The following is an 11,653-nucleotide window of genomic DNA, read 5'->3' on the forward strand; positions in this document are numbered from 1 at the left end:
AGTCATTCCTATCGCTTTCGCGGTCATTCTCTTGCTGCTTTACATGGCGGTTGGGGGCTGGGTGCCGGCGCTCGCCGTATTCAGCGCGATCCCGTTGGCCCTGGCAGGCGGGATTTTCTCCTTGGCTCTACGCGGGATGCCATTCTCGGTATCTGCGGCGGTAGGCTTTATCGCCCTGTCGGGTGTGGCGACCTTGAATGGCCTCGTGATGGTGACTGCGATCCGTCAGCGGCTCGACAGGGGCATGGCGCTCGATGACGCCATCGTCGATGGTGGATTGGCGCGCCTAAGGCCGGTTCTCATGACCGCGCTCGTTGCATCGCTCGGCTTCGTGCCGATGGCCATTGCGACCGGGACCGGCGCGGAAGTGCAGCGTCCCTTGGCGACAGTCGTCATCGGAGGATTGATCACGGCCACCGCGCTCACCCTCTTCGTCTTGCCCGCAATCTTGAAGCTGGTTTTCGGGACCAGAGAAGATGACCGGACCTGGCGACAGCGTTGGTGGGACAGGCTGCGGCGCAATGTCACGCCTGAAGAGCGCGAGGAGCTTCAAAATGTGACCTAGTGGCGAAGCTATATGGCGGGACAGCGTCCTTTCTCGCAAGCGCGCGGAGGAGTGGCAGCGCTGGCCCGCCAAGCTATCGAATGACCGGCTCGTTCGATCCATGAAGGCTCGGGTGCCGCGAATTCTGGCACGGCTCAATTGCGTTCGACGGTTTCTTCAAAGGAGAAAGGCAAATTGGCACGTACTATTCAAATCGAAGTGTCAGCTCTCGTGCCCGAAGCAACGAGCGATGATCCGTGTATCGGAAGACTTCAGGCGCTGCTGCGTGGACAGACAGGTGTTCACGACGTCACCGTGGAAGAGCAGCCGGGCCAATCTGCAGCGCGGCTTAACATCTCTTATGATCCAGACCGGCTCTCCGTCGCGCGCATCAAGGAGCTTGCGCATGTGGCCGGGGCAGAGATCTCCAGTCGGTACGGCCACCTGACCTATGACGTCGATGGCGTGAACTCCACACGGCGCGCCCGGACCGTTGCCGATCTTATCGCTCGGCAAACCGGGGTGCTCGAAGCCTATGCCGATGCGGCGGGGACGTTCGTGATCGAGTTCGACCGCCAACGGACCGACGAGCAGAAAATTGTCGCAGCGCTAAAAGGATTTGGCGCTACGCGACGAGCGAAAACTTCCGGCAATGTTTCCCACTCTTCACGCGAACGGCATGCCCACGATGGAGGTGGCGAGCACGATCATAAGCATGGCGGCATTCTTGGTGCCAATACGGAGCTCTATTTTTCCCTGGCGTCGGGGGGCTTGCTCGCAACGGGCTTCGGCATTGAAAAACTATGGGGGAACTACCCCCAGTTCGTGCCTCTTCTCTGCTACGTTACGGCATATTTTTTCGGTGGGTTCTACACACTCAGAGAGGCCTGGGACAATCTCCGGCTCCGCCGGTTCGAGATCGACAGTCTTATGCTTGTGGCGGCTGCGGGCGCTGCGATCCTCGGCGAATGGGCGGAGGGCGCGTTGCTGCTTTTTCTGTTCAGCTTCGGCCACGCCCTTGAGCGCTATGCAATGGGTCGCGCGAAAAGAGCGATCGAAGCGCTCGCCGAGCTCGCTCCCGAAACAGCTCGCGTGAAGCGCGGCGAGGCTGTCGAGGAGATACGCGTCGAGGAACTCGTGGTAGGCGATGTTGTGGTCGTCCGCCCGAATGAGCGCTTGCCTGCCGATGGCTTTGTGTCTGAAGGGGCGAGCGCCATTAACCAGGCCCCGGTCACGGGCGAAAGCGTGCCCGTCGACAAGAGCGCGGTATCGGATATCGCTTCCGCGCGGAAGACTCCCGACAGGCTGGCAGACACCCACCGGGTTTTCGCCGGCACAATAAATGGCTCGGGGGCTCTCGAAGTCGTGGTGACCCGCCGGTCGAGCGAAACCACTCTTTCGAAAGTGGTGCAGATGGTGAGTGCCGCCGAAGCGCAGCAATCGCCAACCCAGCGTTTCACGCAGCGCTTCGAGCGCATTTTCGTGCCTGCCGTGCTCGCGCTTGCGGGGCTTTTGCTCTTCTCCTGGGTCATCATAGACGAGCCGTTCCGCGATAGCTTCTACCGCGCCATGGCAGTGTTGGTCGCTGCCAGCCCCTGCGCACTCGCTATTGCGACGCCTAGCGCGGTCCTGTCCGGGGTCGCGCGAGCTGCGCGAGGCGGCGTCCTCGTAAAAGGCGGCGCACCCCTCGAAGATTTAGGTGCATTGAAGGCCATCGCATTCGACAAGACGGGCACGCTGACTGAAGGTGAGCCCCGAATAACCGATATCGAGACAGCGACCGGCGTGTCCGAGCGCGAATTGCTGAGAATCGCATCGGCAGCGGAGAGTTTGAGCGACCATCCGCTGGCCCAAGCCATCGTCAGGGATAGTGCCGAGCGAAATGGTGAAGAAGCGTTGCCGGCGGCGACCGACCTCGAAAGTTTCACGGGCAAGGGCATTACCGCGATCGTCGGAGGTGAAAAAGTCTGGATCGGCAAACTCGAGATGTTCGGTGTCGACGGGGTCCCTCCGCTTGGCCCTGAATTGACGAGCGCAATCGAGGTTTTGCGCGAGCGTGGGCGGACCACGATGGCTATCCGTTCGCGGACGCGCGATCTTGGAGCCATTGGGCTATTGGACACACCGCGCGCGGCAGCAAGAACGACGCTTAACGCGCTGCGCGAACTCGGAATCACGAGAATGATCATGATCTCCGGCGATGATCAGAGGGTCGCCGACGCTGTCGGAGAGGATGTTGGTCTCGATGAGGCATGGGGCAATCTAATGCCTGATGACAAAGTCGAAGCTATCCGCAAGCTCGCCGGTCAGGACAAAGTGGCAATGGTCGGAGACGGGGTGAACGATGCTCCTGCCATGGCAAATGCAACCGTCGGGATAGCAATGGGCGCAGCCGGGTCCGACGTCGCATTGGAAACCGCCGATGTCGCACTTATGGCAGATGACCTCGCCAAGCTGCCGTTCGCGGTCGACCTCAGCCGCAAGACCCGTTCCATCATTCGCCAGAACATGGTGGTGAGCCTCGGGATTGTCGCAGTGCTCATTCCGGCGACCATCTTCGGTCTCGGCATTGGTCCCGCAGTTGCTGTGCATGAGGGCTCTACACTGATTGTCGTTGCCAATACTCTACGGCTTCTCGCCTATCGCGAGAAACGTTCTAGCGACAATGGGCCTCCATCCCACCATAGCAGTGAGCAGGCTTTGGCAAATGTCGGCGCTTGAACTTTCCCACGTCCCCATGCCGACGGCCCGCGCTGAACGAACTTCAAGTGTACCAACTTTGGAGGGAGCTGTGTTGAATTTGTCGGAAGAGGATGGACTGAACCTGGTCGAGGCCGCCCGAACGGTGCAAACATCAGATTGCGATACCTTCGTGGCCGTTTTCGAACGTAGCGCGCGGCGCAGAAACGATACGGTTCCGATGCTGCTCGCACTCGCACCAAACTTTTCGGGAGGTCTTTGGCGTGACCTTAAGTTCGACATCCGGCCCAAGGACAGCTTCGGGCGGATTGCTATCGTCGACGACCAGAAACCGGAAAAGCGGGGCACTCGAATATTTGACCGCCTGTTCCGCGCGGAGTTGCAGGTCTTTCCGTTTTCCAAACGCAAGCAGGCGGAGAATTGGGCTCAAGCCCGAGGTGTCAACGCATGAGCGGCGAAGGGGATCTGCAACTCGATACAACTGCCAAGCGGAAAACGCTTTCGATTGTTCTGTGGCTCAACGTGGCGATTGCCATCGGGTTTTTCGCCGTCGGCTATCTGGCCGATTCCAACGCCCTCCTGGCTAACGGCCTCGATAATTCTTCGGACGCCATTGTCTATGCGCTCAGCCTGCTCGCCTTGACCCGATCACGGAAATGGAAGCGCGGAGCCGCTCGCTTTTCAGGGATCATGCTGCTGGTCTTCGCTGCCGGGGTCATTGCCGATGCCATAAGGCGCTTCGTGGAGGGTTCCGATCCCGGCGGAGTAATGATGATGGCGATGGCTGCAGTGGCAGCTGTCGTGAATCTGATCTGTCTACGAATGCTGCAGAACATGCAGGAGAAGGACGTCAATCTCCGCGCCGCCACAACCTTCAGCTTTAACGATTTCATCTCCAATGGTGGCATCATAATTGCCGCCATTATCGTCATGCTGACAGGTGCCAACTGGCCCGATCTCGTCGTTGGCGTCGCCGTTGCGGCAATTGCCATATATGGCGGGATCGACATTCTGCGCGACACCCACAAGGATCGGCATGACGAACGCGGAACCGTGCATGGCGACAAGCGCGAATGACGCTTATTCATGAAATATTCGCCACCGAGGATATCTCGCGGGTTCTAGGCATGGCCATGATGGCGAGCCTAGGTCTCGGGATCGGTGCAATCTGGGAAGAACGGAACGGATCCTCGCACGCCGTAGAGCGACTCTGGGGCGCTATAATTTCCGGTGTGTTCGTCATGCTCGCGTTCATTATGGCCGAGCAGTCGGGCGGTTTTATAGCGGGAAGCTTGGGGTCCGTCGTCTTGTTTCCTGCGGGCGGTGCCCTCTATCTTCTATCGACGAAGGTCGTAGAAGGGATCTACCGGCGCTGGGGACCCAAGCGCGGGCCGAAAGTAGGCATTCTGTGTGCATCCGGCATCGCGCTGGCATGCGGTGGGCTCGTTTTAGGAGCTGCATCGGCCATCTCTGTCTACGCTGGCTTGGCTGCCACATTTGGAGTCGGCCTATCCGCTCTCTTGGTCGCAAGAAGAACCACCGCCAGTCTGCTCGAAGAGATCGTGAACCCCATGGATCGCGGCGCGGTCCATGTCATTCTCGCGCTTGTCTTCGTCGCCTGGGTTGTCGGGGCTTTCTGGCTTTTGCACGGGAGAAACAGCAACGTCGATGGCGCGATGGCGATACTGCTCGCGGGCTATTTTCTCTTGGCCTCTGTTCACTTGATTGCCCGGCCCTTTGTCAAGCGATGCCGAATGAACGTGAAGGCGCTGGTGGCATTTATATGCGGCATGGCGGGATTCGGCCTGCTCGCCGCCGGTCTCGACGCCGTGCTCCAAGCGACAGGGGTTTCCGATGCCATCCTCCAGCATCCGAGCGCAACCGATAGTAAACTTTCTAAAGAAGGAGCGCGATGATGGCGCACGCCCACGGCCATGCAGGACACAGCCACGGTGAGGAAAACCTGAGCGATCGCCAGCTTGTGTTTGCTGTCGCCATCAATGTTCTCCTGACGTTGGCCCAGATCATCGGCGGCATCGTTTCGGGCTCGCTGGCACTAATCGCGGATGCGTTGCACAATTTCAGCGACGCGGCTTCCCTGGGCCTTGCATGGTTTGCGCGCCGGATGGGTCGACGTCCGGCCGACAAGCTGATGACCTTCGGGTACGCCCAGGGAGAAGTGGTCGCCGCGCTCATCAATTTGACGACCTTGCTCATCATCGGATTCTATCTGATCGTCGAGGCAGTCAACCGTTTCGCCGAGCCGCAGCCGGTCGAGGGATGGACGGTGATCTGGGTGGCGGGCATCGCTCTGATCATCGATCTCGTGACCGCCTTTATCGTCTATCGCGGCGCGCATGACAGCATCAATATGAAGGCAGCCTTCCTGCATAACGTCTCGGACGCGTTGGCATCGGTTGGCGTGATTGTAGCCGGCGTACTCATCCTTCTCTACGATCTTACCATCGCCGACCTTGTGATTACGCTGATCATCGCAGGTTATGTGATCTGGCAGGGTGTTACGCTTCTTCCGCGAACTGTGCGACTATTGATGGGAGCTGTTCCCGACGAGCTGGAATTCGACCGGATCGTCGCCTTTCTTGAAAGCCAGCAAGGCATCGAAAGCGTGCACCACGTCCATATTTGGAATCTCGGCGAACACCATCGCGCTCTCGAAACGCACATTGTTCTCTCGTCGGGATCACTCGATGATTTTGAAACCTTAAAAATGTCCGTGAAAGAGCAACTCGCTCAGCGGTTCGAAATTGCGCATGCGACGCTCGAGGCTTGCAAAGCGCACGATTGCAACACCGACCTGGTTCCGCCTCATCACTCTTCTCGGTGAGGTAGCTGTTTGAGCGTCCCGCCAAGTCTCTAGCACCCACCTTTCGCCTCCTCGCAAACGCAGGACATCGGCATATATCGCTATTGCGAATCAATAGCAGAATGGTTATTAGGGCGTCGAACGGATTTGAAAGGATTGAATATGTACCGTGCAACTGTCTCTCTTCTGGCATTGGCGCTCTCCAGTCCGGCGGTCGCGCAGTCGGTTGATGCCAAAAGCGGTTCAGGCGCGCAGGGCGGCATGCCTCCGCAATCCGAATCGATCATCGTCACCGGCGGGCGAGTTGATGAGGGCGACGTCGCCGGGTCGGCGGACATTGTCGGCCCCGAGGACCTTCGCGAATTTGAGTATGGCGACGTCAATAGGGTCTTGCGGCAGGTGCCGGGGGTCAATCTTCAAGAAGAGGACGGGTTCGGACTTTTTCCCAATATCGGATTGCGCGGTACTCCGGTGGAACGTTCGAGCAATATCACGCTGATGGAAGACGGGGTGCTCATTGCGCCAGCCCCCTACGCGGCCCCCGCAGCCTACTATTTTCCGGCGGTTGGCCGAATGGCGGCTGTCGAAGTCGTCAAGGGAGCTAGGGCTGTGGCTTACGGACCCCGCACGATCGGCGGGGCCGTGAACTTTCGCTCGACGCCGATCCCCGTCGCGGGCTTCGCCGGTTCGGCTTCAGGCCAATACGGATCGCGCGGCTACTACCAGGGACATGGCTGGGTCGGTGGCGAGACAGATAATGTGGGTGCGCTGCTCGAGACCTTTCAGCAGGGGAGCGACGGGTTCAAGACGATTGACGGGTTCCCGAATGCCGACACCGGCTTTGATCGTCAGGATTACCGCGGGCGGTTTGCCGTGCATTCAAGCCCTGACGCGCCCACCGACGCTCGCCTCGAGCTTGTCTATGGAAGATCCGAGCTGGACGCGAACGAGACCTATCTCGGGCTTGTTGATACAGACTTTGCCGCCGACCCTTATCGACGTTATGCGGCAAGCCAACGCGACCGCTTTACCGGTGAGCATGACCAATACCGGATAACAGGCAGTCTCCGCCTCATCGATGATACGAAGATCGCCGCGACGCTCTATCGTAACGATTTCGCTCGAAGCTGGTCAAAATTGCAGGATATCGACTTCGATGGCGATGGCCGCTTTGAGGCCATTCAGCCCGTGTTTGATGATCCTGATGCAAACCCTGAAGCCTTGGCCATTCTTCGTGGAGCGGACAGCGCCGCGGGAGCGCTTCGGGTCCGTAACAACAATCGCGTGTACCGCAGTCAAGGGTTGCAGGTGTCGTTGGAAAAGCCTTTCGATACGGGATCGCTTCGACACAATCTTACTGTATCGGCGCGCATCCATGAGGATGAAGAGGACCGTCTGCAAAATGAGGACTTTTATTCGCAAACAGCCGGCGATCTTGTTTTTGTCCGTCAGACGGCGCTCGGAGCACAAGCCAATCGCGAGGCCAAAGCTGATGCCATCGCCTTTTACTTCGAGGACAGGATTGAGTTTGGAAGGCTCACACTCACACCTGGCATTCGCTACGAGGGCATCACGTTGACCAGGCTGGATTATGATCGGGACGATCCCGAGCGACTGGCTGGTCCGACACGCACGCGCAAAACGAACATCGATGAATGGCTCCCAGCGCTCGGTGCCACATACGATCTCGGGAATGTTCGGCTGATTGCAGGAGTCTCACGCGGCTTCTCCCCTCCCGGCCCGGGCAATCCGGACGCCCGTGCGGAGAAAAGCTGGAATTACGAAGCTGGCGCCAGGTTCCAAAACAATCTGGTAAGCGCCTCTGCAATTGCGTTCTACTCCGATTATTCCAACCTGCTCGGAAATTGCACGCAGTCGGTCGGGTGCAGCGTGGGAGACATCGGCGATCAGTTCAATGGTGGGGCCGTTACGGCCAAAGGTGTTGAGCTCTCCGCCTCGGCGACACCGACGATCGGCGAGGCGATTTCATTTCCCATCTCAGTTGCGTACACGTTTACCGACGCACAGTTCGACAGCAATTTTGAGAGCGAATTTTTCGGTTCCGTTTCCGCCGGCGATGCCCTGCCGTATCTCGCCCGCCATCAGCTGTATGCCGAGACGGGCGTTGTTTACGGTCCTGTATCCATGACGCTAGGTGCCAATTATGTATCAAAGGTGCGAACCGAAGCCGGCAGCGGCCCCATTCCGGTTGCCGAGCGGGTGGACGACAGGATCATTTTTGATCTTGCTGGACGATTTGCCGTAACCGACGAGGTATCACTCTTCGCGCGTATCGATAATCTGCTCGACGAAACATATGCTGTCGCACGCCAGCCAACCGGCCTGAGACCGGGTGCGCCGCGCCGATTCGTGGGAGGAGCTAGTTTGCGCTTCTAGAGGCGCCTCCGATTTATCTATCGCGCACGGCAAGAGTGTCTATGATCCTACACTCACTGATCGTGTCCTGTTCGCACTTCGCGATCATGCGCGAGAGTTCGTCGCGCATGACCTGCAGGGCGGCAATCTTTCGTTTTACCTGATCAAGATGCGCGCGTGCCAATGAATCGACCGCAGCGCAGGATCGATCGTCCTCGTTCGAGAGCTCAAGCAGTTCGCGGATATCCGGCATCGAAAACCCGAGATCGCGCGCCCGGCGAATGAAGACCAATGTTGCCGCCTCGGCAGGTCCGTAATCGCGATAGTTGGACCGAGTTCGAGGCGGGGCATTTAAAATGCCTTCGCGTTCGTAGAAGCGGATCGTCTCCGCCTTGACGCCGGTTTTGCGCGCGACTTCACCAATTTTCATACCATCAACCCCCAATCGCTTGACCTTGTAGTGGCTACAAGGTGCATAGGCTGTCTCGAAACTAGGAGTCGAGTGGATGGCGAGGAATTGTTGCGATGCTGCCGATGTCGGCGATGCCCATAACGATCCGAGATGGCGCCGGGTCCTGTGGGTGGCCCTCGCTCTCAACGCAATTATGTTCGCTATCGAAATCGTGGCCGGGATAGCCGCAGATTCGCGCGCGCTGCAGGCCGATGCACTCGATTTTCTGGGCGATTCGGCCAATTACGCCATCAGCCTCGGAGTTGCCGGAATGGCAATTGCATGGCGCGCACGCGCGGCGCTCGCGAAAGCCGCCACTATGCTGGGATTTGGTCTTTGGGTCCTTGGCTCGGCTCTCTGGGGGTTTTTTGTGGGTGCCTCACCAGATGCCGGCACGATGGGAATCGTCGGCTTCCTGGCGCTCGCAGTGAATCTCGCGGTCGCTGGGATGCTCTTTCGGTATCGAACCGGGGATGCAAATATGCGCTCGGTGTGGATCTGTTCGCGCAACGACGCGATCGGAAACGTCGCGGTGCTTGCAGCCGCGGTCGGTGTTTTCGGGACGGGGGCGGCATGGCCTGATCTTGCTGTTGCGGGAATCCTGGCAAGCTTGGCGATCTGGGGAAGTGCCGAAGTGTTCGTCCAGGCGAGGCGCGAACTCAGGACATCGATCTAAAGCTCAGCAGCCCGTTGCGTCGGGCATGAGAAGCGGTTTATTTGATATTGCGAATTAATTGCATATCCTGAGAAGGGTTCGGATGTCTGTTTCCATTCCATCGCCGCCCATGGTGCTGAGGGTCTTCATCATCTCCCTCCTTCTAAGCCTGTCCGGCGTAGCGCGCGCGGAGAGCGCAGAGGTGCGCACGACGTGGCGCCTTCTCGACTACATCGCTGTCGATTACTCCGCTGCGGTGTCGAACGGGCAGGTCATCGACAATTTCGAATATGACGAAATGGTCGAATTTTCTTCGACCGTCGGCGAACAAATAGCCGCGCTCCCAGATGTTTCGGCCAAGCCCGGTCTCATCGCGATGTCTGTCGAGCTGCGCCAGGCGATTGAGAAGAAAGCTCCGGTCGAGCGCGTTTCCCGGCTGGCCCGTGCCTTGGGGGGATCGCTGCTGGAGGCCTATCCGGTTCCGCTGGCTCCCCGAAACCTTCCGGATCTGTCTCGCGCATCGACGCTCTTTTCCCAGAACTGCGCCTCGTGCCACGGTGCTTCGGGCAGCTCCCCTCCGGCCGCCAGCATGACGCTGGAGCCTCCTCCGATCGATTTCACCGATGCCGACCGCGCGCGCCAACGCAGCATTTTCGGTCTTTATCAGGTGATAACACAGGGCCTTGAGGGCACGTCGATGCCCAGCTTTGCCGCACTTCCGCAAGCCGATCGCTGGGCCCTCGCATTCTATGCCGGCGGCATTGCATTCGAGGATCTCGAACGGGGGGAGAAAATCTGGCGCGAAGATGACCGGGTGCGGCGTTTGATACCCGATCTCGAGACGCTTACGGCCATCACACCCGCAGAGCTCGCCGACGCGATCGGAGAGAACCGGGCATTGGCCGTCATGGCGTACCTGCGATCATATCCCGAAGTTGTCAGCCAGAGAAGCGAGAACGGTTCGCTCGATCTTGCGCGCCAGACCCTGCAGCAAAGTCTCGCCGCCTACGAGAGGGGCGAGCGCGCAGAGGCGCGCCGGCTAGCTCTGTCGGCTTATCTTGACGGCTTCGAACCGGTTGAGGGCATCCTCGCCACGCGCGATGGCGATCTCATGCGGCAGATCGAGCAAGCGCTCAGCCAATATCGTTCAGATATTGAGAGCGACGTACCCGTGTCCCAACTGCGCGAGCGGCACGCTTTCGCCGCGAGCCTGCTAGAGCAAGCAAATGTCGCTCTCGCGCCCGAAGCAGCCAGCGACATCTCGACTCTTCTAGGCGCCTTCACGATCCTGCTGCGCGAGGGGATAGAGGCACTTTTGGTTGTGATTGCCATGATCGCCTTTGTGAAAAAGTCGCAGCGCTTCGAGGTATTGCCCTATGTCCATGGCGGGTGGATCGCTGCTCTTCTTGCAGGTGTCGCCACCTGGGTCGTAGCAACCTACTTCGTCAGCATCAGCGGTGCGAGCCGCGAGCTGACCGAAGGTTTTGGTGCGCTGTTGGCGGCGGTTATTCTCATCTCCGTCGGGATATGGATGCACGGCAAGAGCCATGCGGATGAATGGCGACGCTCGTTCTCATCCAGGGCTTCCTTGGCGGCGAGCTCGCGCATGGGCCGAACCACCTCGGTATTTCCTGGCTCTGAAGGAGTTGAAGAGCATGCGTACTTCCAGATTGAATGCAGCGATCGGGTTTCTCGCGATCGCGCCCTTGATGTCCGCTCTTGCTGCCTGCGACAAGGCGCAGGAGAGCACACCGATTACCGAGGTTTCGCCTATGGGCGAAGCTGCAGTGGTGGCTGGCACGGCTCCCGGGTCGGGTCTTGCCGATCCGGCAGCCTCTCCCTCCGAAGATGAGGCAGCGACCGCTCGGGAGGACGCTCTTTCGACAAATGGGGCCGCCACGCCCGCCTCACGGCACGCTGCCTCTCCCGCATCACGCGCAACTGCCACACCCGCAGCGCCAGCAGCGCGCACGCAACCCGCGAGCGAAGCGACCCAACCCGCCGATCCCCATGCGGGCCATGACATGTCCTCGATGGCCGATCACGACATGGAAGATATGTGATCGGACGCGTTTCCCGGTAACTCGGCAATTCAGGAGATAT

Annotated in this window: 9 protein-coding genes and 2 pseudogenes; 10 read left to right on the forward strand and 1 reads right to left on the reverse strand. The window is 59.3% G+C overall.

All coding sequences use genetic code 11. The features are described 5' to 3' along the window. The 7 genes from KYK83_RS16590 to KYK83_RS16620 form a co-directional block, all read left to right on the forward strand. Window positions 1-565, forward strand: a 565-nt coding sequence (locus KYK83_RS16590) for an efflux RND transporter permease subunit (protein WP_222829054.1), incomplete at its 5' end; no start/stop codon positions are given. 174 nt (window positions 566-739) lie between these two features. Next, window positions 740-3,265, forward strand: a complete 2,526-nt coding sequence (locus tag KYK83_RS16595; protein ID WP_222829055.1) for a heavy metal translocating P-type ATPase — start codon at window positions 740-742, stop codon at window positions 3,263-3,265. Continuing rightward, entirely contained in the window at window positions 3,252-3,695 is a 444-nt protein-coding gene (locus tag KYK83_RS16600) for a SpoIIAA family protein (protein ID WP_082892251.1), read from the forward strand. Before KYK83_RS16595 ends, KYK83_RS16600 begins: the two co-directional genes overlap by 14 nt. Then, entirely contained in the window at window positions 3,692-4,321 is a 630-nt protein-coding gene (locus KYK83_RS16605; protein ID WP_047822049.1) for a cation diffusion facilitator family transporter, read from the forward strand. The genes KYK83_RS16600 and KYK83_RS16605 overlap by 4 nt, the downstream gene beginning before the upstream one ends. Continuing rightward, on the forward strand, window positions 4,318-5,160 hold the full coding sequence (locus tag KYK83_RS16610; RefSeq protein WP_160733290.1) for a hypothetical protein: 843 nt from the start codon (window positions 4,318-4,320) through the stop codon (window positions 5,158-5,160). Before KYK83_RS16605 ends, KYK83_RS16610 begins: the two co-directional genes overlap by 4 nt. Further along, window positions 5,157-6,089, forward strand: a complete 933-nt coding sequence (locus KYK83_RS16615; RefSeq protein WP_230279166.1) for a cation diffusion facilitator family transporter — start codon at window positions 5,157-5,159, stop codon at window positions 6,087-6,089. The genes KYK83_RS16610 and KYK83_RS16615 overlap by 4 nt, the downstream gene beginning before the upstream one ends. A gap of 141 nt (window positions 6,090-6,230) precedes the next feature. Continuing rightward, window positions 6,231-8,465, forward strand: coding sequence for a TonB-dependent receptor family protein (locus KYK83_RS16620; protein ID WP_222829056.1), 2,235 nt, complete (start codon window positions 6,231-6,233; stop codon window positions 8,463-8,465). A gap of 13 nt (window positions 8,466-8,478) precedes the next feature. Here KYK83_RS16620 and KYK83_RS16625 read toward each other — a convergent pair whose 3' ends face one another. Next, window positions 8,479-8,874, reverse strand: coding sequence for a MerR family transcriptional regulator (locus KYK83_RS16625; protein WP_222829057.1), 396 nt, complete (start codon window positions 8,872-8,874; stop codon window positions 8,479-8,481). Window positions 8,875-8,950: 76 nt separating this feature from the next. On the opposite strand from KYK83_RS16625, the gene KYK83_RS16630 reads away from it, so the two are divergent. From KYK83_RS16630 to KYK83_RS17645, 3 genes and pseudogenes are all read left to right on the forward strand, one after another. Then, window positions 8,951-9,571 carry a cation efflux transmembrane domain-containing protein gene (locus tag KYK83_RS16630; protein ID WP_222829058.1) on the forward strand — a complete coding sequence of 207 codons (621 nt, stop codon included), beginning with the start codon at window positions 8,951-8,953 and terminating at the stop codon, window positions 9,569-9,571. 109 nt (window positions 9,572-9,680) lie between these two features. Beyond that, a pseudogene (locus tag KYK83_RS17565) lies at window positions 9,681-11,060 on the forward strand (c-type cytochrome); the annotation flags it as partial. A gap of 47 nt (window positions 11,061-11,107) precedes the next feature. Beyond that, a pseudogene (locus tag KYK83_RS17645) lies at window positions 11,108-11,191 on the forward strand (DUF2231 domain-containing protein); the annotation flags it as partial. Window positions 11,192-11,653: the final 462 nt, after the last annotated feature.

The organism is Qipengyuania pacifica (genome assembly GCF_019857205.1).
Classification (GTDB): domain Bacteria; phylum Pseudomonadota; class Alphaproteobacteria; order Sphingomonadales; family Sphingomonadaceae; genus Qipengyuania; species Qipengyuania pacifica.

Bases quoted from the DNA above. Each gene is read 5' to 3' on its own strand.
- KYK83_RS16600 (WP_082892251.1), top strand. From the start codon at position 3,252: ATGTCGGCGCTTGAACTTTCCCACGTCCCCATGCCGACGGCCCGCGCT.
- KYK83_RS16605 (WP_047822049.1), top strand. From the start codon at position 3,692: ATGAGCGGCGAAGGGGATCTGCAACTCGATACAACTGCCAAGCGGAAA.
- KYK83_RS16610 (WP_160733290.1), top strand. From the start codon at position 4,318: ATGACGCTTATTCATGAAATATTCGCCACCGAGGATATCTCGCGGGTT.
- KYK83_RS16615 (WP_230279166.1), top strand. From the start codon at position 5,157: ATGATGGCGCACGCCCACGGCCATGCAGGACACAGCCACGGTGAGGAA.
- KYK83_RS16620 (WP_222829056.1), top strand. From the start codon at position 6,231: ATGTACCGTGCAACTGTCTCTCTTCTGGCATTGGCGCTCTCCAGTCCG.
- KYK83_RS16625 (WP_222829057.1), bottom strand. From the start codon at position 8,874: ATGAAAATTGGTGAAGTCGCGCGCAAAACCGGCGTCAAGGCGGAGACG.
- KYK83_RS16630 (WP_222829058.1), top strand. From the start codon at position 8,951: ATGGCGAGGAATTGTTGCGATGCTGCCGATGTCGGCGATGCCCATAAC.